This is a genomic window from Spiractinospora alimapuensis (assembly GCF_018437505.1).
Classification (GTDB): domain Bacteria; phylum Actinomycetota; class Actinomycetes; order Streptosporangiales; family Streptosporangiaceae; genus Spiractinospora; species Spiractinospora alimapuensis.
Genome location: NZ_CP072467.1, coordinates 353,939 through 378,531 on the forward strand (window position 1 = coordinate 353,939; position 24,593 = coordinate 378,531).

22 protein-coding genes are annotated in these 24,593 nt (G+C 70.2%); 9 read left to right on the plus strand and 13 right to left on the minus strand.

Translation table 11 applies throughout. The annotated features are described in order from the left end of the window. Positions 1 to 3: 3 nt before the first annotated feature. Genes J4H86_RS01490 through J4H86_RS01505 form a run of 4 tightly spaced genes read right to left on the minus strand, consistent with a single transcriptional unit; the run spans position 4 to position 3,500 of the window. Entirely contained in the window at positions 4 to 648 is a 645-nt protein-coding gene (locus J4H86_RS01490; RefSeq protein WP_236541389.1) for a PadR family transcriptional regulator, read from the minus strand. A 52-nt stretch (positions 649 to 700) separates the two neighbouring features. Further along, positions 701 to 1,336: a LutC/YkgG family protein gene (locus tag J4H86_RS01495; protein WP_236541390.1), complete on the minus strand. Its 636-nt coding sequence runs from the start codon at positions 1,334 to 1,336 to the stop codon at positions 701 to 703. Beyond that, entirely contained in the window at positions 1,333 to 2,763 is a 1,431-nt protein-coding gene (locus J4H86_RS01500; protein WP_236541391.1) for a lactate utilization protein B, read from the minus strand. Before J4H86_RS01500 ends, J4H86_RS01495 begins: the two co-directional genes overlap by 4 nt. Continuing rightward, positions 2,760 to 3,500 carry a (Fe-S)-binding protein gene (locus J4H86_RS01505; protein WP_236541392.1) on the minus strand — a complete coding sequence of 247 codons (741 nt, stop codon included), beginning with the start codon at positions 3,498 to 3,500 and terminating at the stop codon, positions 2,760 to 2,762. The genes J4H86_RS01500 and J4H86_RS01505 overlap by 4 nt, the downstream gene beginning before the upstream one ends. Positions 3,501 to 3,645: 145 nt before the next feature. Here J4H86_RS01505 and J4H86_RS01510 point away from each other — a divergent pair, with 145 nt between their 5' ends. Continuing rightward, positions 3,646 to 4,347, plus strand: coding sequence for a FadR/GntR family transcriptional regulator (locus tag J4H86_RS01510; protein ID WP_236541393.1), 702 nt, complete (start codon positions 3,646 to 3,648; stop codon positions 4,345 to 4,347). Positions 4,348 to 4,480: 133 nt separating this feature from the next. Further along, positions 4,481 to 5,224: a sulfite exporter TauE/SafE family protein gene (locus J4H86_RS01515; RefSeq protein WP_236541394.1), complete on the plus strand. Its 744-nt coding sequence runs from the start codon at positions 4,481 to 4,483 to the stop codon at positions 5,222 to 5,224. A 164-nt stretch (positions 5,225 to 5,388) separates the two neighbouring features. Here the strand turns inward: J4H86_RS01515 and J4H86_RS01520 are convergent, their stop codons facing one another. Beyond that, positions 5,389 to 7,377 (minus strand): CocE/NonD family hydrolase, encoded by a 1,989-nt coding sequence (locus J4H86_RS01520; protein ID WP_236541395.1) that lies wholly within the window; start codon positions 7,375 to 7,377, stop codon positions 5,389 to 5,391. Positions 7,378 to 7,548: 171 nt separating this feature from the next. Further along, positions 7,549 to 8,481 (minus strand): TIGR00730 family Rossman fold protein, encoded by a 933-nt coding sequence (locus tag J4H86_RS27340; RefSeq protein ID WP_330932471.1) that lies wholly within the window; start codon positions 8,479 to 8,481, stop codon positions 7,549 to 7,551. Positions 8,482 to 8,576: 95 nt separating this feature from the next. On the opposite strand from J4H86_RS27340, the gene J4H86_RS01535 reads away from it, so the two are divergent. Beyond that, the gene (locus tag J4H86_RS01535) at positions 8,577 to 9,098 is read left to right on the plus strand and encodes a DinB family protein (protein WP_236541396.1); all 522 of its coding nucleotides are present in this window, start codon (positions 8,577 to 8,579) and stop codon (positions 9,096 to 9,098) included. A gap of 417 nt (positions 9,099 to 9,515) precedes the next feature. Here the strand turns inward: J4H86_RS01535 and J4H86_RS01540 are convergent, their stop codons facing one another. Further along, positions 9,516 to 10,781, minus strand: coding sequence for an MFS transporter (locus J4H86_RS01540; protein WP_236541397.1), 1,266 nt, complete (start codon positions 10,779 to 10,781; stop codon positions 9,516 to 9,518). Positions 10,782 to 11,508: 727 nt separating this feature from the next. On the opposite strand from J4H86_RS01540, the gene J4H86_RS01545 reads away from it, so the two are divergent. After that, the gene (locus J4H86_RS01545; RefSeq protein ID WP_236541398.1) at positions 11,509 to 11,649 is read left to right on the plus strand and encodes a hypothetical protein; all 141 of its coding nucleotides are present in this window, start codon (positions 11,509 to 11,511) and stop codon (positions 11,647 to 11,649) included. 209 nt (positions 11,650 to 11,858) lie between these two features. After that, positions 11,859 to 12,269, plus strand: coding sequence for a hypothetical protein (locus J4H86_RS01550; RefSeq protein ID WP_236541399.1), 411 nt, complete (start codon positions 11,859 to 11,861; stop codon positions 12,267 to 12,269). Between the two features lie 50 nt (positions 12,270 to 12,319). Here the strand turns inward: J4H86_RS01550 and J4H86_RS01555 are convergent, their stop codons facing one another. The 5 genes from J4H86_RS01555 to J4H86_RS01575 form a co-directional block, all read right to left on the minus strand. Then, positions 12,320 to 13,879, minus strand: a complete 1,560-nt coding sequence (locus J4H86_RS01555; RefSeq protein ID WP_236541400.1) for an aldehyde dehydrogenase family protein — start codon at positions 13,877 to 13,879, stop codon at positions 12,320 to 12,322. A 299-nt stretch (positions 13,880 to 14,178) separates the two neighbouring features. Then, the gene (locus J4H86_RS01560; protein ID WP_236541401.1) at positions 14,179 to 15,714 is read right to left on the minus strand and encodes a PucR family transcriptional regulator; all 1,536 of its coding nucleotides are present in this window, start codon (positions 15,712 to 15,714) and stop codon (positions 14,179 to 14,181) included. A 101-nt stretch (positions 15,715 to 15,815) separates the two neighbouring features. After that, the gene (locus J4H86_RS01565) at positions 15,816 to 16,583 is read right to left on the minus strand and encodes an amino acid ABC transporter ATP-binding protein (protein ID WP_330932472.1); all 768 of its coding nucleotides are present in this window, start codon (positions 16,581 to 16,583) and stop codon (positions 15,816 to 15,818) included. Then, positions 16,580 to 17,464 carry an amino acid ABC transporter permease gene (locus J4H86_RS01570; RefSeq protein ID WP_236541402.1) on the minus strand — a complete coding sequence of 295 codons (885 nt, stop codon included), beginning with the start codon at positions 17,462 to 17,464 and terminating at the stop codon, positions 16,580 to 16,582. Before J4H86_RS01570 ends, J4H86_RS01565 begins: the two co-directional genes overlap by 4 nt. Next, positions 17,461 to 18,303 carry an ABC transporter substrate-binding protein gene (locus J4H86_RS01575; protein WP_236541403.1) on the minus strand — a complete coding sequence of 281 codons (843 nt, stop codon included), beginning with the start codon at positions 18,301 to 18,303 and terminating at the stop codon, positions 17,461 to 17,463. The genes J4H86_RS01570 and J4H86_RS01575 overlap by 4 nt, the downstream gene beginning before the upstream one ends. 336 nt (positions 18,304 to 18,639) lie before the next feature. Between J4H86_RS01575 and J4H86_RS01580 the strand changes: the two genes are divergently transcribed. Beyond that, positions 18,640 to 19,539 (plus strand): DMT family transporter, encoded by a 900-nt coding sequence (locus J4H86_RS01580; RefSeq protein WP_236541404.1) that lies wholly within the window; start codon positions 18,640 to 18,642, stop codon positions 19,537 to 19,539. An 11-nt stretch (positions 19,540 to 19,550) separates the two neighbouring features. Here J4H86_RS01580 and J4H86_RS01585 read toward each other — a convergent pair whose 3' ends face one another. After that, positions 19,551 to 20,150: a TetR/AcrR family transcriptional regulator gene (locus J4H86_RS01585; RefSeq protein WP_236541405.1), complete on the minus strand. Its 600-nt coding sequence runs from the start codon at positions 20,148 to 20,150 to the stop codon at positions 19,551 to 19,553. 147 nt (positions 20,151 to 20,297) lie between these two features. On the opposite strand from J4H86_RS01585, the gene J4H86_RS01590 reads away from it, so the two are divergent. The 3 genes from J4H86_RS01590 (at position 20,298) to J4H86_RS01600 (ending at position 24,339) form a co-directional block, all read left to right on the plus strand. Next, positions 20,298 to 20,789, plus strand: coding sequence for a PH domain-containing protein (locus J4H86_RS01590; RefSeq protein WP_236541406.1), 492 nt, complete (start codon positions 20,298 to 20,300; stop codon positions 20,787 to 20,789). Beyond that, positions 20,786 to 22,336, plus strand: coding sequence for a PH domain-containing protein (locus J4H86_RS01595; protein WP_236541407.1), 1,551 nt, complete (start codon positions 20,786 to 20,788; stop codon positions 22,334 to 22,336). The genes J4H86_RS01590 and J4H86_RS01595 overlap by 4 nt, the downstream gene beginning before the upstream one ends. Positions 22,337 to 22,611: 275 nt before the next feature. Continuing rightward, on the plus strand, positions 22,612 to 24,339 hold the full coding sequence (locus J4H86_RS01600) for a serine/threonine protein kinase (protein ID WP_236541408.1): 1,728 nt from the start codon (positions 22,612 to 22,614) through the stop codon (positions 24,337 to 24,339). Positions 24,340 to 24,593 lie beyond the last annotated feature (254 nt).

Consider the following 24,593-nt stretch of genomic DNA (forward strand, 5'->3'; position numbering starts at 1 on the left):
CTCTCAGTCGCCGCCCGACGGTGAGGAGTCGGCGAGGTCGGGCATGCCCCAAGCGGTGGGATCCTCACCGGCCATGGTGTGTGCCCCGGACCGAAGCCGGGCCACCAGGCCGCGCGTCCACTCGATCTCGCTGGCGGTGACGTGGCTCCACATCCCGAACAGCTCACCGACGATGCTGGGAGTGCCGGCCGCGCGGAGGTCCGGTGACAGCCGGACCTCCGCGTCGTCCACCGCGTAGTGCGGCTCGAGTTCCTCACGTGTCTCCCGCAGTCGCGCGACGCGCGTCTCCAACAGCGCGATGGCGTCGTCTCGGGTGAGTGCGGGCAGGAACGCGATCGCGGCGGCGCGCAGGTCGACCTGTGGCTCGGGGGTGCGTACGGTGACGCGCAGCAGCCGGAAGAACTCCTCCTCGCCCTCAGGCGTGACCTCGTACTCGGTCCGGCACTGGCCGGAGTCGCCGACCTCGCCGTCGAAGGCCGCGAGCCAGCCCTTCTTCGTGAGCTGCTTCAACGCGTGGTAGATCGAGCCCCACTTCACGTTCGCCCACTCGTCGGCCCCGATGGAGTAGAGCTCGGTGCCGAGCCGGTAGCCGTGGGTACGCCCGTGCGAACGGGCCAGCCCCAGCACCAACAACCGGGTCGCCGACATCCTCGTTGCGTCTCCTGTCCCGAACCGCCGCGTCCCCCCAGGCTATCGGTGTTCAGGGACCGACCACGAGCACGTCCAGGGTTCGGGGGCCGTGCACGCCCTCCACCCGGTCCAGCTCGATGTCGCTCGTGGCCGAGGGGCCACTGATCCAGGTCAGGGGGCGTCGGGGGTCGAGGGCGGCCACGGCCTGGGGAACGCTGGCCACCACCTGCTCCTCCCCGACCACGCACAGGTGGTAGTCAGGAATGAGCGACGCCGACCGTCGCCCCTGGCCCGGGCCGGCGTCCTGCACGATGGTCCCGGTCTCGGCGACACCCAGCGCGCACCCGGTCACCACGCCGTCCACCGTGTCCAGGCCGGCCACGTCCAACCCGGTGTCGGCCACGATCGTGGTGGCGGCGTCGATCCGCTCCAACCACCGCGGCTCGGCGTCGGCCGGCACCAGGAGCCGTTCCACGCCCCTGCCCCGCACCGCCTCGCCGATCGCGTCGGCGAGATCGCCACGGGTCACACGGCGCACCGTCGCCCGGTAGTCGGCGACGTTCTCCACGAACAGGGGCACCACGTCGCCCAGCGCGTGTGCCCGGCGCACGCGCGGCCGCGTCGCCATCCGCGGCGACTCCTCGGCCGGTACGTCCCGCAACGCCGCGCGCACCCGCGCCAACACACGCTCCCTGGACCCGCTCACCGCGCGCCTCCCTTGCCCCGATCGCGGGACCACCAACGTCGAAACGACTCCTCGGGGACCTCGGGAACGTCACGGGTGTCGCTCCATGCGGCTCCCGGGCCCGGCAGGCGGTCCGGGAGGAACCGCCGCGCGGCGGAGGCCACGCGTTGGGCGCCCGACAGCCGCCGGTCCCCGCCCAGGACCCACTCCGCCGCCGCCATGGCGGCCTTCTCGGCACGATGTCCGGCCCCCTCCACCACCTGTTCCCGAAGGTGGACCAGGACCTCGGGAATGTCGATCGCGACCGGACACACCTCGAAGCACGCACCACACAGCGAGGAGGCGTAGGGAAGCGACGCCTCGAGCTCGCCCGCCATACCGCGCAACTGCGGGGTCAGGATCGCCCCGATCGGCCCGGGGTACACCGACCCGTACGCGTGACCGCCGGCACGTTCGTAGACGGGACAGATGTTCAGACACGCCGAGCACCGGATGCAACGCAGCGCCTGACGCCCCACGGTGTCGGCGAGCGTGTCGGTGCGCCCGTTGTCCAACAACACGACATGGAACTCACGCGGTCCGTCCCCGTCGCTCACCCCGGTCCAGGTCGAGGTGTAGGGGTTCATACGTTCCCCGGTCGACGACCGGGGAAGAAGCTGTAGGAACACCTCCAGGTCCCGCCACGTCGGCAGGACCTTCTCGATGCCCACCACCGAGATCAGGGTCTCGGGGAGGGTCAGGCACATGCGACCGTTGCCCTCCGACTCCAGGACCACGAGTGTCCCGGTGTCGGCGATCGCGAAGTTCGCTCCCGAGATCGCGACCTTGGCCGCCAGGAACTTCTCCCGCAGGTGCACCCGCGCGGCCTCGGCCAACGCGGCCGGGTCGTCGCTGAGACCCTCCGGGGCGGGCACGCCCCAACGTCCCATCGCGCGGACGAAGATCTCACGGATCTCGGCGCGGTTGCGGTGGATCGCGGGGACGAGGATGTGCGAGGGCAGGTCGTCGCCGAGCTGGACGATGAGTTCGGCGAGATCGGTCTCATAGGCGGTGATCCCGGCGTCGGCGAGCGCCTGGTTGAGCTCGATCTCCTGGGTGGCCATGGACTTGACCTTCACGACCTCGCGCTCCCCGGTCGCCTGGACCAGTCGGGTCACGATGGCGTTGGCCTCCGCGGCGTCGCTCGCCCAGTGCACCGTCCCCCCGGCGGCCTGGACGGCGCTCTCGAACTGGGGGAGGTAGGTGTCCAGGTGGCGCAGCGTGTGCGCCTTGATCCGCGCGCCGGCGTCGCGCAGCTCGGCCCAGTCGTCGAGCTCGGCGGTGACCGCGCCCCGCTTCGTGCGGATCGTGTGGGTCGCGGTACGCAGGTTGTGCCGCAGTTGCGGGTCCGCGGTCGACTCGTGCGCGGAGACCGGGAACGCGGGGAACCCGAGGAATGTCGCGCTCATGGGTGGGCGGGCTCCTTCTCGGTCGAGGCCAGGATCTCGGCGATGTGCATGACCCGCATGCCCGACCGCTGCCGGGAGAGGGTTCCCCCGATGTGCATGAGGCAGGAGTTGTCGACCGCGCACAGCACCTCGGCGCCGGTGTTCTGGGCGTTGCGCGCCTTGTCGCCGCCCATCGCGGCCGACACGTCCGGGTTCTTCACCGAGAACGTGCCACCGAAGCCGCAGCACTCCTCGGAGGCATCCAGAGGGCGCAGCCGCAGGCCGCGCACGGCACCCAGCAGCCGGTAGGGACGGTCGCCCAGGCCGAGCAGTCGCAGTCCGTGGCACGTGGGGTGGTAGGTCACGGTGTGCGGGAAGTAGGCGCCCACGTCCACTGTGCCCAGCACGTCGACCAGGAACTCACTCAGGTCGTGGACGCGGGGCGTGAGGTCGGCGGTGGCCCGGCCCAGCATCGAGTCCGCCGGGGCCAGGCGCGGGTAGTTGTCGCGCACCATCGCCGCGCACGACGCGGAGGGCACGACCACCGCGTCGGCGTCGGCGAACGTGGTCGCGGTCGCGATCGCGAGCCGTTGGGCGTCGCGACGGTAGCCGGTGTTGTAGTGCATCTGGCCGCAGCAGGTCTGGGTCTCGGGAAAGACGACCTCGTGGCCGAGCCGCTCCAGGAGTCGCACGACCGCCACACCCGTGCGGGGGAAGAGGGTGTCGTTGAGGCAGGTGACGAACAGTGCGATCCGCATGCGGGGTTCCCGATTGGTCAGGGTGGTTTCCGAGGGGGTGGCAGATCCACCGACCCGTTCGGCGTGTTTGTGCCGACTATCGCATAGGATTTCTCCTCGGTGCAAGAATTGGTCTGACGAATCGGCGTGTTGGGGGAGTGACGACATGGGGGAGGACTCCGGCGGGCCGGTGACCCAGCGCGCCGTCGACCACATCATGGCCAAGATCTCCCACGGGGAGCTGCGGCCCGGGGATCGACTCCCCACCGAACGGGTCCTCGCCGCCGAGCTCGGGCTCTCCAGAAGCTCGATGCGGGAAGCGGTCCGGGTTCTCAGCACGATCGGCGTGCTGGAGACCCGGCAGGGCTCCGGCGTCTACGTCACCCCGCTGGGGCCCGAGGAGTTGCTGGAGACCTTCGGGGTGTTGGCCGAGATCTCTCGCGGCCGCACCTTGGTGGAGGTCGTACAGGTACGGCGCATGGTGGAGCCGCCCGCAACCGCGCTGGCGGCCGCCCGTATCGACGACGACGGCCTCGCCCGTGTCCACCAGCACCTACGCACCCTCGCCGTACCCGGAGACCTCCACGACATCGTCGCCGCCGACCTGGCCTTCCACTCCGAGATCGTCGCCGCCGCGGGCAACGCCACCCTCAGTGCCCTGCACCGGGGGCTGTCGTCCCGCACGTTTCGCACCCGCGTGTGGCAGGGCCACACCGACGCCGGCGTCGCCGCGCGGCTGCACCACGACCACGAACGCATCTACCGCACCCTCACCGACCGTGACCCACTCGCCGCGGAGGCCGCGGCCGCCTCTCACGTCCTGGCCGTGGAGACGTGGCTCACCGACCATCTCGACACCTTCGCCTGAATCCGTGGATGGCGTCCTGGAGTGTGGGGCGTGGGTGGTGTCGTGGCTTATCGACGATCTGGACGACTTCGGCCGAACCCCCCGGCGCTAGGGTGACCTCACGGTAGAGGCGTCGGCCAGGGAGGGTGTCTTCGTGGAGGGCGTCGAGTTACTCGTCATCGTGGTCGCGATCTTCGTGGGCGCGTTCATGAAGGGGATGACCGGGACCGGACTGCCCCAGATCGCGATCCCGATCATGGCGATCTTCCTGGGCGTGGAACGGGCCGTGATCGTGATGGCGATCCCCGGGGTGCTGACCAACGCCTGGATGGTGTGGCGCTACCGGCACCACCTGCGCTTCGGGCGGGACCTCTGGGTGCTCGGTGCCCTGGGGATGGGCGGCGCCGTGCTGGGCACGTTCGGCCTGACCACGTTCGACGCGCGCGCCTTGGCCGGCATCCTCGCCGGGATGATCATCGTGTCGTTGGTCGTGCGATTCGCGCACCCCGGGTTCCGCCTCGAGCCCGCGGTGAGCCGCTACACGTCACCTCCGGTGGGGGCCGCGGCGGGCCTGTTGCAGGGCGCGACCGGTATCTCCGGCCCGTTGATGACCGTCTACCTGCACAGTTTCCGCCAGCGCAAGGAGGTCTTCATGGCCTCCATCGTGACGCTCTTCCTGCTGTTCGCGATCCCCCAGACCACGGTCCTCTTCGCCACCGGCTCCTACACTCCCAACCGGATCGCGGAGAGCCTGCTGGCGCTGGTTCCGATCGCGGTCGCGCTGCCGTTGGGCAACCGTCTCTCCGACCGTCTGTCGGCCCGCGCCTTCGACGGCTGCGTCGTGGCGGTGCTCGTCGCCTCGGCGGCCAAACTGCTCTACGACGCGTTCGTGGGGTGACTCCGCCCCGACACGACCACGGAACCGTAACCCACCTACGTTCGAGGAACGCCCACCACCACACCGCGCCCACAATCCTCGACACCGCTCGGTGGGGATCGATATGGAGGGGGTGACGGCCACGCCGCCACCCCCCAGGGTGTCACACTCGGTCGATCGCCGAACTAGTTGAGCTCGAGCGGCTGGACCGGGAGTTCGACGTCGCTGGGCTGGGACCAGTCGGTGTCGAACGGACCGAAGTCGCTCCCGCTCGAGGTCACGTTGCCGCGGCCCGGCGTGAACGGGCGCATGGGCACGGAGATCGACGTGTTGCGCAGGTCGACACTGACGGTCGCGCCGGTGGCCTGCTCAGCCGGCACGTAGTCCCGGTCGGTCCCCGCGATGACGAGCCCCATCCGGTGGCCCTCCTCGAACAGGTAGTCCTGGGGAAGGGTGTCCCACTCGATGCTGAGCGACTCGCCCACCGGAAGCGGACTCGGGTCACTCAGGGACTCGCGGTGTTGGCCGTTGAGCCAGCCACGCGCCACCACGTTCACGTCCTCGACGTTGGTGCGTGTCTCGGTCGTGAGGTAGCAGGCACTGTCGTCCTCGGTGCTCTCCCCGTGACAGTCACGCTCCTCCCCGGTGGTGATCCCACCGCCGGAGTGCAGGTAGTCCACCCGCTCCGTTTCGCCGTAGTCCACCAACAGCGCGGTGAAGTTGGCCTCGGGCTGGTCGACCTCCACACTCAGGTCCACGGTGGGGGTTCCGGAGAGCCGCATGTCGGTGCGCAGGGGACCGGTCACGTAGGCGAGCCGGTTCGGGTGGTCCTCCAACGGGTCGGAGACCATCTCACCCTCGGTCATCCGCGCGTCGACGAACTCCTGGGTGCCACCGCGGGCGGGAGGCATCCCCAGCGAGCCGTCCTCCGCGGGGCGGAAGGTGCGTTCCGGGCCGCGCATCGGCCAGGTGTCGTCGGTGATCCACTCGTCGGGCCCGAGCTGCACGTCCACCGACGGCTCGTCCATGACACCGTTGTCCACGCCGTACAGCTCGTGGTCGAACCAACGGTGTAGGACGTCGACCCAGTCGTCGCGGCGGAAGTCGAACGGCTCCACGTGGGCGTACTGGCCGAGCCAGAGCTTCCGGTCCACGCCGTTGGCACCCAACTCGTCCCACCACAGGGAGAAGTGGTCGGGCTTGACGTTGAGGTCGTTCACGGTGTGGGCGACGAAGACGCTGGCCTCGACCTGGCTGGCGTCGGCGTAAGAGCCGTCGATGTAGTCCCGCTCGGCCCAGTGCTCGTTGTAGCTGCCGGTCTCGTCGTCGGCCGCCACGTCCATCGCCTCGCGCACGTGGGCGCAGTTCTCCGGCGGGTCGGTGTCGACCGCGCCGGCGAGGTAGGAGGCGTAGTTGTTGAAGTTGACCAGGCCGTTCATGCGGCTGTAGTTGTACCAGGTGCTGATCGCGCCGATCGGCACGATCGTCTCCAGGCCCTCCACCCCGGTGGCGGCCACACCGTTGGCGATGGTGCCGTCGTAGGACTTGCCGATCATCCCGGTGGAGCCGCTGGACCAGTCGGCATCGACGACGGAGCCCTCGCTGTCGACGGCGGTGCCGTCACCGTTGAGCCACTCCACCACCGACTTGCCGCTGAGCACGTCGGAGAGCCCACCCGTGGTCGGGCAGCCGTCGGAGTTCGTGGTCCCGATCATGTCGACGTGAACCACGGCGTACCCGCGCGGGACGAAGTAGTTGTCGTAGTAGAGGGGGAATGTGATCGGGTCACCGTTGTCGTCGTAGGCCTTGTGCTCGGCCTCGTTGCCGCGGCCGGAGTTGTCGAAGTAGGGGCTCGCGACCATGATCGTCGGTACCCGCATGTCGGGACCGGACTCGGCGGGACGGATGATGTCCGCGCGGACCAGGTCGTTCTCACCGTCGCCGTCGGAGTCGACGGGCGCCTCGACCATGACGCGCTCGCGCACGGCGTCACCGTAGTCGAAGACGGGTTGGGTGTAGCCGTCCTCCACGTGGTCGGGGCCGTCGTCGCTGGGAGCGGCGAAGGCGGGGGCCGACGTCAGGGAGAGTAACAGCGACGCGGCGGCGAGGGGTGCGACGCCGCGGACCAGACCGCGAGACAGTCTGGGGTTGGGGGAACGGGGGGTTGTTTCCACCAGACCTCCGAAGATCGGGAAAAGGATGAATAAGTGAAAACCACCACACATTCCAACACAATTCAGTAATCAACCGCATCGGTATGGGATAGATCATGTTCCTCGCGCGGCGCGTGGCCGGGACGCAACAACGATCTACAACGTAAAGGACGGTGCTGGGGGGATGACCCCTCAGGCCAACAGGCCGCGATCGCGCAGTTCGTCCATGACGACCCGTACGCCCGGGGCGCAACGCTCACGCTCGGCGTAGGCCAGCCACGCGAGCTCCGCGATCTCCCCGCGCTCCGTGGGCTCACCCTCGCCCTCGGCGGTGAACGCGGCCAACCGAACCTGGGTCCCCTCGGGATAGCCGTGCGCCTGCGCGTGCACCACGGTGAAGGGCGCGACCGTGTGAGGGGAGAGCCGGACACCCGTCTCCTCCTTGACCTCACGGGTCACCGCGTCGACGTCGGACTCCCCGGCGTCGCGCTTTCCCCCCGGCAGATAGAACTGGTCGCTGCCGCGGGTGCGCGCGGCCAACACACGCCCGTCACGGGTGTGCGCCCAGGCCAGCACGTCGACCACCGGCGGAGCGCCCCGCAACCGGTCCACCAGCGACGCCGGGTCCGCGTCCACCACGAGGAGGTCACGCGACCGCGGCGGCAGGAACCCTTCCTCGGTCATGTGGTCCACGAGGTCACGCAGGGGACGATAGAAACCGTTGACGTTGAGGGCGCCGACCGGCTTGTCGTGCAGCCCCAGGTGGGCCCAGGTCCAGATCTCGAAGAGTTCCTCCATCGTGCCGATGCCGCCCGGCAGGGTGACGAACGCGTCGGAGAGGGCGGCCATCTGGGCCTTGCGTTCGTGGAGGTCGGCGACGACACGTAGGTCCGACAGGCCCCGGTGCGCGATCTCGCGGTCCGCGAGACTCCGCGGGATGACCCCGACGACCTCGCCACCGGCCTCGAGCGCGCCGTCGGCCACCGCGCCCATCGTTCCCACGCTCGCTCCGCCGTAGACGAGCCCGATTCCGCGCTCCGCCAGCAGGGTTCCCAGGTGCCGCGCCGTGGCCAGGTACCGCTCGTCGTGCCCGGGGGCCGATCCACAAAACACACAAATCCGCATTGTGGAATCCTATAGAGGGCGGCCCGGGAAACATCAACCGGTTTTCCGGTCAACCCCGGATGGCCCCATGGGCGACGACGTGTCAGGATTCGACGATGGCATGGAACGCACCCGAGGTCACCCGGTTCTACGAGCCCAGCGAGGGCCCCGAACGCCCGATGTTGGAAGGACTGCTGGAGTGGCACCGCGCCACCCTGTTGCATAAGTGCGCCGGACTCACCGGAGAGCAGTTGGCGCTGCGCGCCGCCCCACCCTCGACGCTGTCCCTGTTGGGCCTGGTGCGACACATGGCCGATGTGGAACGCAGTTGGTTCCGACGTCGCCTCCGGGGTGAGGAGATCCCCCCGATCCACCAACGCCCGGACGTCGCCGACGCCGACTTCGAGGACACCAACCCGGCGCGGGCGGACCGGGACCTGGAGATCCTGCGCAGGGAGTGGGAGGACGTGCGCGCCGCGGCGGCCGAGGTGTCCCTGGACCACACCTTCCGCCATCCCCACCGTGAGGAGTGGATGTCGCTGCGCTGGGTGTACCTGCACATGATCGAGGAGTACGCCCGACACAACGGGCACGCCGACATCCTGCGGGAGCGGATCGACGGGGCGAAGGGGGAGTAGGCGAGGAGCGCGGGCAGGGCCACGCGGGTGTTCCGTGGAAGCGCGTCGACGGTGCGACGACGGTCTGGTGCGTGGTCGCCCCGTGTGCGGCCCGGTGGCCTCGCCCGACTCCGCCTGGCTCCGAGGAGAGTCGCGGGAGGGGACGGGTGCGGCCGACCCACCGCTGTGAAGGACGCCGTGCTCGGCGTCGGACCGCTCACGATGGCCGGGGCGCCTTCGGCGCCGGGGCGGGGGTGTGCTGACCGCACGCCCGCGCGGTGTCGCGGACACCGCCGCGCGGATCCGCTCCGGCGACCGGGAACCACGCGCGAGGCGGTCCTCGACACCACATGCGGCCGCCGGACCGTCCGCCCATTCGCGCCGACGTCCGGCGGGAGCGGATCGACGGACGAAGGGGGAGTGGCGCCGGCCGTCGGGTCAGGTCGACGCTCGGCGCAGCGCCACGAAGCCCAGGAGGATGACCGGGGCGGTCAGGGCTGCGCCGACCACGTTGAGTCCCGTGAAGCCGATGGTGGCGACCAGCGTGCCCGAGGCCGCGCCGCAGCCGGCTCCGACAAGGTTCATGACGAGGTCGGAGGACCCCTGGGCGCTGGGGCGTGCCTCGGGGGCCAGCGACTCCGACAGCAACGCCGAGCCGGCCACCACGGCGAACGACCATCCGAGACCCAACAGGACGAGCCCCGTGGTCAGCAGCGTCTGGTTGTGTCCCGCGGCCCCGGCGCACGCCACGGCGAGCAGGAGCACTGCCTGGCCGACGAGGATCACACGGACACGGCCCAGCCGGTCGGCCAGCCACCCAACCACGGGTGACAACGCGTACATGCCGGCGATGTGCAGGCTGATGGTGAGGCCAACCACCGTCAGCGCCGCCCCATCGTGGGACATGTGCACCGGGGTCATGGTCATGGTGCCCACCATCACGCCGTGACCGAGGGCGATCGTGGTCATGGCGAGGACGGCGTTGGGGGAGGAACGTACCGCCGCGATGCCCGACCGGACGCCGGTGCGCCCTCGCGTGGCGACGCCGAGGGACGAGCCCGTGCGGGACAGCAGCAGGGGGTCTGGGCGCAGTGCCACGGCGATGGCCAGTCCGGCGAGGCCGAAGGCGGCGGTGGAGAGCACGAAGGACCCCGACAGTGGTGTCAGTCCGAGGGTCGCGGCGATGGACGTGCCGGGGCCGGTGAGGTTGGGGCCGGTGACGGCTCCGATCGTGGTGGCCCACACGACCAGCGAGAGGTCGCGGGCGCGGGTGGCGTCGGTGGCCAGGTCCGCGGCGGCGTAGCGCGCCTGGAGGTTGGTGGCGGTTCCCGACCCGAAGAGCACCATGCCGAGCAGGAACACGCCGAAGGAGTCGATCTGGGCGGCGAGGATGACGACGAGGCCGCCCAACGTGGCCACGAGCCAGCCCAGGCCGAGGCTGACACGGCGGCCATGGCGGGAGGCGACGGCGGCGAGAGGGAGGGCGAAGAGGGCGGCGCCGAGGGTGACCATGGTGGTGGCGAGCCCGGCCCAGGTCTCGGAGTTGGTGATGTCCTGGGCCACGAGAGCGCCGACGGCGAGAGCGGACCCCACGGCGATGCCGCCGATCACCTGCGCCGTCGACAGCACCAGCAGGGTGCGTCGTTGGACGGTGGAGCGGGTCGCGGGGGAGAGGTGGGGAGGGGCCGAGTCGTCGACGGTCATGCGGTGCCCTCCCCGATGGGTGTAGACATCCGATCAAGGATAGGTGGGATGAAACCCTCCCCGGGAAGGGGGCGGGGCTCAGGGAAGTGTCGACGGTGGCCCGCGCCGGATGGGTGGCACGGGAGCTCTCCCGCCGGGGGTGTGTCGGGCGCGTCGGTCGGGTCGCTGGTGGCCGTGTGCTCTCCGACGCGCGTGGGAGAGAACCTCGGCGTGCGACGTCGACGGTGTTCGGGGAGGGGGTGGCGGGCGCACACGACGGCGGGCACGAGACCACTGGGGGCCGTGGGAACCGGCGACAGGGCCGGGTGGTCGTGGCCGACACCGACGGGCACCGACCGGCCGTGTCCACTCTCGACGTGTCGGTCGTCGTCGGAGTGGGGGCGTTCCCGTCGGCAAGGTGGGTTGCGTGTGCGGGCCCCAGGCCGGCGCGAGAGCCGTTGACCTTGACCGCGCTGTCGGCGGTGAACGCCACGTCGGACGGTCGGACGCGTGGGTCCACGTCGACTGCCATCCGTTCGCGGCGCCGGTCCCTGGTGGGATCTACACGAATGGAATCAGCGGCGACGGAAGTCGGGGAAGAACCGCCGCACGCCTGCCGCTCCTCCCACTCAGATCGTCGAGTGTGAGGGAACCCAGGAACAGGGCGAACGGGAACCCGTTCAACGACCGCACGTCCGGGCCGCGATACCAGGGTGTACTCCAACGTCGTGGACCACAGTGACGGGAGATGGTGCTCGTGGAGGCCGGACGACGGTCCGTGGTTGGGGTGCGTCCCAGTACCGGGGTCGGTCGGGGAGTCCTGCACGGTGGCGGAGACGCGGGCATGGGGCCCACCGACGGCGCCTGTGGTGTCGGGTACTGGGCGTGACCGGTTCCGGCCCCGGCTGGGGTGTGGGCGTCGAGCGCGAGGTGGCCCCCACGGCGGGCCCCAGGTCGGACCGGATCTCGCCACAGTTGATCTACGATGTAAAGGTGGGGGTTGTTGAAAGACGCCCATAACGGAAAGCAACCTCTACGAGACGAGGACCGTCTCATCCCCAACACTCGACGATCGTGGAAAAGGAAGGTGCACGCCCCGTGGGTTACCAGCCTCCGTCGTACGGACCGCCGCCACCGCCACCCGGAGGGTACGGGTTTCCTCCCGGGGGAGCCTTCCCACCGGGAGGCACCGGCCCACCGGGAGGCACCGGCCCACCCGGGGGATACGGCCAGCCCTCCGAACCTCCGGCCAACGACGGTCTGGTCATCGGCTCGGTCGTGGCCAGCGTGCTGGGCACCTTCGCGGTCTGCCTCTTGGTCACACTCGCGCTGCCGCTGCCGTTGATCGGGCTCGTCCTCAGCGTGATCGCGTTGATCCAACGGGAGTCCAACCCGTCGGTGGCGCGTAACTGCGCCTACGCCGCATACGGATGCGTCGCGGTGGGAGTGGTGATCGGCCTCGTCGTCTTCTTCGCCTTCTTCACGGTCGGTTTCCTCGACGCCGTATGACGGGGTGGGGGACACGCCCCCCACCCACACCCAACCAGCGTGGCTGACCGTCAGGGGAGTCGGAAGGTGAGGTCCGCGGTGACCGCTCCCGTGTCCATCTGCGCCTTCTGCAACTGCCCGGAGAAGTCCCAGTTCATCGACTGCCATCGCGTGAACTGGTCCAGCACCCACAGCCCCGACAGGCGGCCACCATTGCCGGAACGGCCGTTGCCCCCGAACGGCAGGTGCGCCTCCGCGCCGGACGTGGAGTTGTTCACGCTGACCATGCCCGCCCCCACGCCGCCGCGGAACGTGAACGCCGACCGTGGGTTGGTCGTGTAGATCGCGCAGGACAGTCCATAGCCGGGGAGGTTGGCGAGTTCGATCGCCTCCTCCAGGTGTCGGTAGGTCGTCACGCCCACCAACGGTCCGAACGTCTCCTCGGTGAACACCTGGTCCCCGGGCCGAACCCCGTCCAGGATCACGGGGTGGTAGTACAGACCCCGTTCCGCGTCCCCCACGAAACCGGCCCGCGGGTTGTCCGGGCCGATCCGGCCCGTCCCGGTCGAGCCCAGCACCCGATGGTGGTCGGAGATCCACCCCAGATAGCCCTCATAGCGCTCCGCGAAGCGTTCGCTGAGCATCGGCCCGTACAGCACGTCCTCCGTGGGGTCACCCACCGCCGCGGAACGAGTCGCCGCGTCGAAACGGTCCAGGAACGCGTCGTGTACCGACTCGTGCACCAGCACCGTGCCCAACGACGTGCAGCGCTGCCCGGCCGTACCGAACCCGGAGAACAACGCGCCCTGGACCGCCGCGTCCAGGTCGGCGTCCTCGGTGACCACCATCGGGTTCTTGCCGCCCAGTTCCAGGCACGGCGTCTGTAGGTGACGGCCACACAGCTCACCCACGCGCACTCCCACCGCGCTGGAGCCCGTGAACCCCACCTTGTCCACTAGTCCCTGGTCCAGCGCCGCCTCCAACCCGGAGAACGTGTCCTCCCCGGAGGCGTACACCAGGTTCAACGCACCGTCGGGCAGGCCACCGCGGCGGAACAGTTCGAACAGGGCCCACGAACACGACGCGGCGTACTCCGCGGGCTTCCACACCACCGAGTTGCCCGCGAGAAGAGCGGGAATGATGTACCAGGACGGAACCGCGACCGGGAAGTTCCCCGCCGTGATGACCATGGCGGTGCCCACCGGGGTGCGGTAGGTGAAGAGTTCCTTGTTCGGCATCTCCGAGGGGACGGTCTGGCCATACAGGCGCCGACCCTCGCCGCGGAAGTACTCACAGGTGTCGATGATCTCCTGTACCTCGCCGCGGGCCTCCGCCAGCGGCTTGCCGATGTCGCGCGTCACCGCCCGCGCCAGGGCCTCCTTGTTCGCCGCCACCAGTTCGCCGATGTTGGCGATCGTCTGGCCGCGCACGGGCGCGGGGACACGGGCCCAGGTGGACTGGGCGTCCTTGGCCGCCTGGCACGCGGCCACCACGTCCTTGGGCCCCGCCAGACTCACCTCGGCGACCACCTCGTCGGTGTGCGCGGGGTTCAGGCTGCGCACCGGACTCTCGGAGGCGGGCAGGGAACGGCCGGACACCATCGAACTCAATCGGGCAGGGCTGGGGGTCAACGCTGACCTCCTTCATGGCGGGACCAGGAACGGCTACACAGGCTATGCCGCCACCACCTCCCGGCGGTAGAGGCCCGCCGACCGGTTGGAGACGCCGCGGCCCGCGTGGGTGCGGTGGGCGGGGGTCGTGGCGTCGGCCGAGCGCGCGCCGCGTCCGCCGGCCCATGACCGGGGGCCCACGGACACCGACGTCCCACCGACCCAGCGCTGGCTCACGTCGCCGACCAGGGTGGGGGAGAGGGACTACGACCAGCCCACCGAGGGGCGCCGCCGACAAGGCACACCCGACGCGGACGCCGCTATCGCGGGTCGGTGGCCCACCGCAGGGCGAACCACAGTCGCATTCGTTGTTCGGGGTCGGCCAGGTCCACGCCCAGGCGTCGTTGGACGCCCTCGACACGCTCCCGGACGGTGCGGCGGTTCGTGCCCAGGGTCGCCGCCGTGCGGTCCAGGTCGCCGTGGTGGGCCAACCACACGCGCAGCGCGTGGCGCAGGTCGCGCGATGTGGTGTCGCCGCCGGTGATCGGCGCCAACATGGCCGAGGAGAGCCGTCGGGCCTGGGACTGGTTCACCATGGCCTCCCAACTGGTGTCCGCGCCCTGCCAGGTCAGTGGAGATCCCACGGCCCGTGCGCGCTCCAGGAGCCCACGCGCCTCCGTGTCGGCCTCGTGCAGCTCGTCGGCCGCCACCGGACGGCTCAACACCGCCAGCCACCCCCGGCTCCGCAACTCCTCCAACACGCCCCACCCCGGTGCGCCGTCCTCACCGCCGCGGTCGGGGACCACGCCCCGCATTCGCCCGTCCGCCACCTCCACCACAGGGCTGGCGACGATCTCGCGCACCTCGGCCGGTCCCGCGGCGGCCTCGTCGCCGACCGCCGCCCCACACACCACCCGCCAGCGCGCGAACACCGACGGAACGAGTGACGTCACGGCGTCGCGCCGGGCCCGCCCCACCGCCACCGGATCGGCGAGTACCAGCCGCGACAGCGCCGACGTCAACCGCGCCGCGCGCGTGCCCCCCACCCGCGGGCCTCCCACGCTCTCCAACGGAACCACCGCGGCGCCCAGCACGGCGCGACCCGCCGCGTCCAACCCGCCCGACACCCCCGCGCAGAGCACATCGCCCGCCCCGATCCGCCGTACCAGGAGTTCCTCTCCGTCGACGTTGGCGCGGACCCACTCCGGAGCGACGGCACGACGGGCCGCGGCAGCCAGATCCGCGAGTGCCCTGGGCAAGGGGGAGGGGACCGGGCCGGAGGACTCGCACACCTGACCGGACTCGTCCACCAGTACCGCCCAACACCCGAGGCTGTGGGTCAGGACGTTCACCATGGCCGCCCGAGGGTCGGGCTCGTAGGCGGCCCGCGCGAGATTGTGGTGCGTCGTCTCCAGCCAGCGCAGCTCCTCCTGGCGTCGGGCCCGCAGCAGGTCCTGGACCGCCTGACACACCGCCACGAACGGGGTTTCCGCCGGGACGCGCACCAAGGGCAGGAACTGCCGCCGACACTCACGTACCAGCACGTCCGGCAGTGGGGCGTTGCCCGGCTCCGCACCGAAACCCACCGCGCCCACGCCCGCCCCCACCAGGGAGGCCACGTAGGCCTGGACCGGGTCGGGGGAGAGGTCCAGACCCGCGCCCGAGGTCAACAACAACTCCCCACCCCGTAGATGCGGCGCGGGGTCGGCCAACTCCACGACCCCCGCCCACCGCACCCACGCGGGCGGTCCCTGCACCGGCGTCTCCAACCGCAGCCCCAGGTCACGGCGCGCCGTCACCGTGGACAACGCGACCCAGCCGGCGTCACCCGGTGGGGAGGGGGCGGTCAACGTCACGCGACATCCGTTCCTGGGGGAAACCACACGAACCGCGCCAAACACGGGCGCCGGTTCGCTGCCGGGCAGTGTAGCCCCCACGGCGAACCGGCGCCGCGCGGCTACAGCCGGCCCGCGTCGATGATGCGTTCCAGGAACTGGCGCGTCCGCGGCTCGGTGGGATCTCCCAACACCCGCTCCGGGGGGCCCTGCTCCAGAATCCGCCCACCATCCAAGAAACACACCTGATCGGCGACCTGCCGGGCGAACCCCATCTCGTGTGTCGCCAGCAGCATCGTCATCCCCTCGTCGCGGAGACTCCGCACCAGCGACAGCACCTCACCCACCAGCTCGGGGTCCAACGCGGAGGTGACCTCGTCCAGCAGCAGCAACCGCGGCGAGTTCACCAGCGCCCGCACGATCGCGACCCGCTGCTGTTGCCCGCCCGACAACCGGTCCGGGTACTCTCGCGCCTTGGCCGCCAACCCGACCCGCTCCAACAACTCCATGGCGTGGGTCTCGGCCTCACCCCGGCGACGCCGGTGCACCCGACGCGGAGCCAATGTCACGTTGTCCAACACCGTCATGTGCGGGAACAGGTTGTAGGACTGGAACACCATCCCGATGCGCTGCCGCACCCGGTCCGGATTCACCCGCGGATCGGTGATGTCGTCGCCGTCGAGATGGATCGTCCCGTCGGAGATCCGCTCCAGCAACGTCACGCACCGCAGCAGCGTGGACTTGCCCGACCCCGACGCCCCGATCAGCGCCACGACCTCGTGCTCGGCCACGTCCAGGCTCAGGTCCGAAAGCACCGCCGAGCCCCGGAACTCCTTCCGTACCGCCCGGCACGACAACACCGGACCGCCCGCCACACCCAGATCGCTCACTGTGCCCCCTCGGCCGACTGCCGTCGCGCCGCCCGCATCGTCACCCAGTCGGTCACCGCCACCAGCGGCACCGCCATCAACACGAACAACACGCCCGCCACGATGTAGGGCGTGAAGTTGTAGGACTGCGCCGTGGAGATCTGCGCCGCCCGGATCGCGTCGATCGGCCCCGCCAAGGAGATCAGCCCCACGTCCTTCTGCAACGCCACCATGTCGTTGAGCAGGGGAGGGGTGACCCGGCGGATGGCCTGTGGGAGCACCACGTGGCGCATGGTCTGGGCGTAGCTGAGCCCCAGCGACCGCGCCGCCGCGATCTGGCTGGGGTGCACCGACTCGATTCCCGCGCGGAACACCTCAGCGATGTAGGCGCCGTAGGTGACGACGAGCGCGATGCCGCCCAGGACCAAGACACTCGGTGTGCCCTCCAGGCGTAGGCCCGGCACCCCGAACGCCATCAGGTACAGCACGATGATGAGGGGGGCGCCGCGGAACCCGTAGGTGTAGGAGGTGGCCAGGGCGCGCAGCGGGAAGAAAACGGGGCCCCGCAGGGTGCGCATGATGGCGACCATGAGCCCGAGCAGGAGGGCGCCGACAGCGCAGAAGACGAGTACGCGAGCGTTGAGCCACAGACCCGTCGCCACCGCCGGCAGGGACTCCCGCGCGACGTCGAGGTCGAAGAAGGTGTCCTTGACGCGTTCCCACCCCGGGGAGCCCATGATGAGCACCGTCAGTGTCACGCCGACGACGGCGGTGGAGCCCGCTCCGATCAGGACCGAGCGCACCGTCTGTCGTCGCCGGTAGGACTCACGTCGACGCTGGACCTCGCTGGGACCCGATGCACGCCCCGGGGATGAGTCCCCCGCGTCCACCGGGACGCTCACGACAGTTCGGGAGCGTCAGCGACCTCGGCCAGCCACTCCTGCTCGAGGTCGGCGAGGGTGCCGTCCTCACGCAGGGTGTCCACGGCCGCGGTCACGCAGTCGGTCAGCGGCGAGTCCTTGTCCAGCACCGCGCCGAACTCCTCGTTGTCACTGTCCAACGCGGGCAGCTGCCCCACGATCATCCCGTCGTCCAACTCGGCGGAGGTGATGTAGAACGCCGTGGGCAGGTCGACCACGAACGCGTCGATCTGTTCGTTCTCCAACGCGAGCTTGCCGTCGTCGTTGGTGTTGAACACCTGCGGCTCGTCCGCGGGCTCGATGAGTTCCTCCACCGCGTGGTAGCTCGTGGTGCCCACCTGGGCCCCGAGGTCCACCTCGGCGAGGTCCGCGAGGGACTCCGCCTCGGCGGCCTCCGAACCCTCCAACGCGACGACGGCCTGGCGCACCTCGTAGTACGGCGAGGAGAAGTCGACGGCCTCCTCCCGGTCCTCGGTGATGGAGAACTGGTTGACGTTGAAGTCGAACTCCTTGGGGCCCGGCTGGATCGCGTTGTTGAACTCCACGCTGGCCCACCGCACGTCGCCGTCGTCGTAGCCGAGTTCGGCGGCGATCGCGTAGGCCACGGCGGACTCGAACCCCTCGCCGTTCTCCGGGTCGTCGTCCACGAACCACGGCGGGTACGCCGGGGTGCTCGTACCGACGGTCAGCGTGCCCTCCTCCAGCGTCTCCATGCTGTCGGGCGTGCACTCCAGCGCGGACCCGTCCGCGGCGCTGTCGGCGTCGTCCTCGGCCGGAGCACAGGCCGTGACAGCGAGGACGCCGACAAGGGACAAGGGCACCGCCACACGGCGGACAGGCAAGGAGATCACACGACTCACCGACAACTCTCGACTGTTCGGGGGAGGACCGCGCCCGCACGACGGATCGGTCCGGATTCGCCTCATCATAAGTGGATGATCTCCATCCGCACCGTTCGCCCCAGATCACCCACACGCGTTCGGCGACTGCTCCGCCCCGCGTTCCGGGCCCCACCAGCACCGTGATCGCCCGATGTCGCCCACGGAGCGGCCTTTACGCACCGATGACCTAATTCACACGTGTCGGGCGCCGCGGGGGCCCGCTCCGGTACGAGACGCTAGAGCCATGGCATCCCAGCGAATTCCCAGGAACCGCCCGTGACGGACCTGTGGATCGCGGTCCTGCTCTCGATCGTCGCCGGAGTCTGCTACGCCGGGGGAGCGGTGGGGCAACGCCGCGTCGCCGAACGACTGGGCACGCCCCTCACCCCCCGAATCGTACTCACGGTCCTCATCCGCGACCGCCTGTGGTGGTCCGCGCTCCTCATGAACTCCGCCGGCGCGATCCTCCACGTCGTCGCCCTCGCCTACGGCACCCTCGTCGTCGTGCAACCCCTGGGACTGCTCTCCCTGGTGTTCGCTCTCCCGTGGTCCGCACGCCTCGCCGCGCGTCAGGTGAGCCCCCGCGAATGGCGCGGCGCGGCCCTCACCGTCTTCGCCCTCACCGTGCTCCTCGTGGTCGCGATGGACACCGACGGCACCACAGCACTCGACCACCGCGGCACCATCACCGTCGCCGTCGCGACCCTCACCGTCGTCTACTCCGCGGCACTCCTGGGACGCGTGCTCACCGCCGCCGTGCGCGCGCCGCTCCTCGCCGTCGCCGCCGGCACCTCCTATGGAGTCTCCTCCGCGCTCACCAAAGCGCTCGTGGACTCCGTCACCGCCGACGGCCTCACCGGCCTGCTCCACCCGGCGTTGCCCGGCATCGCCGTCCTCGCCCTCACCGGAGTCCTGCTCTCCCAGGCCGCCTACCGTGGCGTCACCGTCGGAGCCCCACTGTCCATCATGACCGTCACCAACCCCATAGCCGCCGTCACCGTCGGACTCACCGTCATGGGGGAGTCCTACATGGCCGGAGTCTGGGGGATCGGCGTCGCCCTCGTCGCCGCCCTCGTGGCGATCCGCGGCATCACCCTGCTCACGGTCACCGTCCCCGACACGACGCGCGTAGGCGGCACCGACGCGACAACCGTCGCGATCCGCCGCACCGCCTGATCACGCGGACGTCACGACGCGGGCGTGATCCCACCCTCCACACAACGAATCACGGCCTCCGCCACCCCGTGGCGCGGAAGCGTCCCCTCGTTCGCGGCGCCCACCCCGGCGTAGATCAGCGACCACACCGCGCTGATGATCCACCCATCGGCCAGGTCCGACGCGAACTCCCCGGACGCCTTGCCCCGCGCGACCAACTGCTCGAAGCGCCGGTCGAAGTCGTCCTCCTCCTCGTCGTCCTGGGAGAAGTCGTAGGTGGAGTCCGTACTCGTCGCCTCCCCGAACAGGAAGCTGATCTTCTCACCCTCACCGATCATGCCGTGGATGAGTCGGCGCAGCGCCTCCCGCGCGGTTCCCTGCTCCATGGCGGCGTCCACCGACGCCTGGTCGATCGCGGTGTAGGCGTCCAGGACCAACGCCTCGACCAACCGCGCGCGGTCGGGAAAGTACCGATGCAGCGTCGTGCGTCCCACCCCGGCCGCGCGCGCGACGTCGGCGAGCGTCGCGGTGCGGTCCCGTGCCCACACCGACGCCGCGGCGTCGAGTATCGCGCGACGAGTCCGCGCGCGTGCTCCCGTGACTTCGGCGTCTGGCCTGGTAGGGCTGCTCACCCGCATGACCATAGCTGCCCACGCCACCAGAATCAAACTTGCGCGAGCCTAAACGGAACGCGTATGTTCCATTTGGGGCAACAAGAGACCCAAAGAAGGTCGTGTGCCCACCACGAACACCCATCCCCAACCAGGAGCGAACCCACCATGACCCCACCCCGGCTCCGCGCCCCCCACCACCGGGTCCAACGCCGCGCCATCGCCTGGTGGGCCGCCCGCGCCCTCACCCTCGTCGTTCTCATCGCCACAGCCCTCGGCGCCGCCCACCTCTGGTGGGAACCCATCCGCCCCTGGACCACACCCCTCCTCAGCGCCACCCTCGCCCTCGGCGCCCTCTACACCGCCGTCATGCCCTTGTGGCGCTACTCCGTCCACCGCTGGGAGGCCACCGACAACGCCGTCTACCACCGCTCCGGCTGGTGGGTCCGCGAATGGCGCGCCGCCCCCATCTCCCGCATCCAAACCGTCGACACCGTCCGCGGCCCCTACGCCCAACTCCTCGGCCTCGCCACCCTCGCCGTCACCACCGCCTCCGCCCACGGCGCCATCAACATCGTCGGACTCGACAAGAGGACCGCCGCCGAGGCCGCCGAACGCCTCACCGAGATCACGCAACAAACCCCCGGAGACCAGACGTGACCACGACGACCATCACCCAGACCGAACCCACCTGGCACCGACTCGACCCCAAGGTCATCATCGTCGACGTCGTCCGCGTCATCCTCTCCCTCACACCCGCCGCCGTCGCCTTCCTCCTCCTCGACATCGAGATCACCCTCTACTCCGTCGGCCCCGTCGTCGCCATTGCCGGCTGGGGACTCCTCAGCTCCACCCACGACGTCATCCGCTGGCTCACCACCCGCTACCGCGTCACCGATGACTACGTCGAACGCCGCACCGGACTCGTCCTACGCCGGTACCGCTCCATCCGCCGTGACCGCATCCGCAGCGTCGACGCCGACGCCCTCCTGCGCCACCGCCTCGCCGGACTCCGCCGTGTCACCATCGGCGCCGGACAACAGAACACCGCCTTCGAGGCCGCCCTCGACCTCGACGCGGTCTCCACCCACGCCGCCACCCAACTCCGCCACGAGCTCCTCGGAGCCGACGCTCCCGTCAGCGACACACCCCACGACGACACCGCCCCGAGCGGCCACACCGACACGCCCCAGAACGTCCTCGCCGACATCCGCTACCGCTGGATCGTCTTCAACCTGTTCAACGTCTGGGCCTACTTCTCCGCGATCGGCATCCTCTTCGCGGTCTACGCCCTGGCCTTCACCTTCGGCGTCAACCTCTGGACCGTCACGCGCGACGCCCTGGACTGGAACGCCCTCGGCTGGGGCTGGGGCACCCTGCTCGTCCTCGCCGCCACCGGAGCCGTCGGCGTCCTCGGCCTCGCCTTCAGCTTCGTGTCCACCTACTGGAACTTCCGCCTCACCCGAACGCGGACGGGGGAGAGGGCGGTCATCCGCACCACCCAGGGACTGTTTCGCACCCGCGAGATCAACCGCGCCGAGCACCGCCTACGCGGCGTGCAGATCTCCGAGCCCGTCCTGTGGCGCTGGATGGGCATAGCCGACACCACCGTCATCACCACGGGACTGTCCATCTTCACCGAGGCCGCGACGATCCTGCCCCGAGGCCCCATGAGCACGGCCCGGCCCGTCGCCCACGCCGTGCTCGACCACGAGATCGACCCGATGGGTGTCGCACTCCCACGCCACCCTCGGGCCGCTCTCACCCGCCGCCTGCTGTGGGCCCTCACCCTCACCGCCGCCACCGCGGCGATCACCGCCTGGCTCGGAGCGACGACCTCCCTGAGCGCCACGGCGTGGATCTGGGTCACCGCCCTGCTCGGGCCGCTCAGTCTCCTCCTCGCGGTCGTCGCCTACCGCGCCCTCGGCCACGCCGTCGTCCACCGGTGGCTCGTGACTCGCAGTGGCATGGTCGCCCGCGCCACCTCGGTGTTGCGTCGCGACGCCATCAGTGGGGTGGCCCTGCGCCAATCCGTTCTCCAGCGGCGGCTCGGGCTGACCACCATGTCGGTGACCTGCGCGGCCGGCCTGGGCGTCTACGAGGCGCCGGACCTCGCCGAGGAGGACTCGGTGGGTGTCGCGCTCGCCGCCGCACCCTCGATCCTCGAGGAGTTCCTCGAACCACAACCAACGAAATCTACGATGTAAAGGTGGGGGAGTCGTAAACCCAGACGTGTCGCTGTCCGTCACCACTCCAGGCGAAGAAAAATGGAGCGGCTACGCCGCCCTCATCTACCAGGGCCGACCGTCCAGGGCGCGGACAGGCCCGGGGGAGAGGCCCGCACGATGACCTAGGCTCTGTGGTGACGCGGGCGCCGAGAGTACAGACCGCGTTCTCTTTGCCTGCGCCGCGTACGGACGGACCGCCACGGGCGCCGGCTCTCGTGCCGCGGACGTTGTCGGTGAATGCGTGGAGGTGAGTCGTGGACCCGCTGGAGAGCGGAGATCCCACGAGGATCGGACGGTATCGGCTGCTGGGTCGGCTGGGTGCCGGCGGTATGGGTCAGGTCTTCTTCGGACGATCCACCGCCGGACGCGCCGTCGCGGTCAAGCGGATCCACCCGCACTTCGCCACCGACCCGTCGTTCCGCGAGCGATTCGACCGCGAGGTGACGTCCGCGCGCCAGGTGAGTGGCGCGTTCACCGCCCCGGTCATCGACGCTGACCCCCAGGCCGATTTCCCGTGGCTCGTGACCTCCTACGTGCCGTCACTACCCCTGGACTCCGCCGTGCAGCGCTTCGGGCCGCTGCCCGAGCACACCCTGCGTGTCCTGGCCGCCGGACTGGCCGAGGCCCTCAACGAGATCCACCGCTGCGGCATCATCCACCGCGACCTCAAACCGGGCAACGTCCTGCTCGCCGAGGACGGTCCCCGCGTCATCGACTTCGGAATCGCGCGCGCGACCGAGGGCGGCAACGCGACGCAGGCCGTCATCGGGACGCCGGGCTTCATGTCCCCGGAACAGATCAACGGCCGTGACCTCACCCCGGCGAGCGACATCTTCACGTTCGGCGCCGTCCTGGCCTACGCCGCCTCGGGCACCGGACCGTTCGGCGAGGGGGCGATGCCCACGGTCGCGTTCCGCATCATGCAGCACGAGGCGGACCTCTCGGCGTTGCCGGCGTCACTACGGAACATGGTGGCGGCGTGTCTGGCCAAGGACGAGGGCCAGCGGCCCCAGCCGGGGCGGCTGCTGGACGCGCTGGGGGACACCGCGGCCGGAGGGCCGTGGCTTCCGCCGGGTATGGCCACCGCGGTGAGCGAGCAGTCGCACCGGGCGACGGCGATGCTGTCGGCGGGCGCGGGGATGACCCAGGGCGGGATGACCCAGGGCGACGCGCAGGCGACGTCGGTCATGGGGGTGGGCCAGGACCCACAACGGACCGGGATCCTGCCGCAGGACGCCGCCGCACCGCCGGCCGGGTCGACGCAGGTGATGCCGGGGACGGGGCAGCAGGGACCCGAGATGCCACCGCCGAGTGCCTCCGCCACCGCGGTGTTCCCCGGGCAGGGGGCACAGGCCGGGCAGGGGACTCAGGCGGGGCGGTTCGAGCCGCCTCGTGCGGACCGGACCGCTGTTTTCGGGGGTGATCAGCCGGCCCCGGGACAGCAGGGTCAGCCTGGGCAGCCCGGGGGGCCGGAGGACTCCTATGGAGCGTTGTATCGGGGCGCGGCTGCGCCTGCCGTGGATCCGCGGCAGGCGCAGCGGGAGCAGGAGGAAGAGCGGCGTCGTGAGGCTGAGCGGCGGGCGCATGAGGAGCGGCTGCGGGTCGAGCGGGATGCGGCGGAGCGCGCCAAACGGCAGGCACGGCGGGCGAAGGCGCCGAGTGTGTGGCGGTTCTTCCTGCAGCTCCCGTTGTTGCTGATTCCGTTCGTGCAGATCCCGCTCGGGATCGGCGCCGCGTATGGGTGGCAGTGGTTCACGGCGTCGGAGTTCTATTGGAGCACGCCCTGGTACTACAGCCCGGACGTGCTGTCGTTGGATGGGTTCCTGTTCGCCCTGTTCCTGGGTTATTTCATTTTCAACAATCTCATTGGGTTGGATTGGCTGCTGCGCTCACTGCGGGCACGCTTCGTTGTCGGCATGGTGATCGCGGCGGTGATCTTCGTCGGAACGAACGTGGGGTTGTCGTACTTCGGGTTCTTCTGAGGTCGGGAGGCTCGACGGCGAGGGGTGTTTGTGCAGGTCAAACGCCTCAAATCCTTCCGTCGATAATTGACATTATGTCAAGCTGAGGGGATTTGGGGGAAGTTTTACCGTCTGCGGGTTTGCGGCGCGCCTTCGGTCTTGCCCGCGTGAGGAGCCTTCTCCTGATTCGCGCTGGAGTCGCTCGGGTCGACGTCTCGTCGCCGCGACGGACCTCCGCAAGTGACTTTGTGTGCTGCAATAGGCGCATTGGGTGA

Excerpts from the sequence above, each read along its gene's own strand:
- J4H86_RS01490 (WP_236541389.1), bottom strand. The coding sequence starts at position 648 with ATGTCGGCGACCCGGTTGTTGGTGCTGGGGCTGGCCCGTTCGCACGGG.
- J4H86_RS01500 (WP_236541391.1), bottom strand. The coding sequence starts at position 2,763 with ATGAGCGCGACATTCCTCGGGTTCCCCGCGTTCCCGGTCTCCGCGCAC.
- J4H86_RS01505 (WP_236541392.1), bottom strand. The coding sequence starts at position 3,500 with ATGCGGATCGCACTGTTCGTCACCTGCCTCAACGACACCCTCTTCCCC.
- J4H86_RS01510 (WP_236541393.1), top strand. The coding sequence starts at position 3,646 with ATGGGGGAGGACTCCGGCGGGCCGGTGACCCAGCGCGCCGTCGACCAC.
- J4H86_RS27340 (WP_330932471.1), bottom strand. The coding sequence starts at position 8,481 with ATGCGGATTTGTGTGTTTTGTGGATCGGCCCCCGGGCACGACGAGCGG.
- J4H86_RS01535 (WP_236541396.1), top strand. The coding sequence starts at position 8,577 with ATGGCATGGAACGCACCCGAGGTCACCCGGTTCTACGAGCCCAGCGAG.
- J4H86_RS01540 (WP_236541397.1), bottom strand. The coding sequence starts at position 10,781 with ATGACCGTCGACGACTCGGCCCCTCCCCACCTCTCCCCCGCGACCCGC.
- J4H86_RS01545 (WP_236541398.1), top strand. The coding sequence starts at position 11,509 with ATGGTGCTCGTGGAGGCCGGACGACGGTCCGTGGTTGGGGTGCGTCCC.
- J4H86_RS01590 (WP_236541406.1), top strand. The coding sequence starts at position 20,298 with ATGACCCCACCCCGGCTCCGCGCCCCCCACCACCGGGTCCAACGCCGC.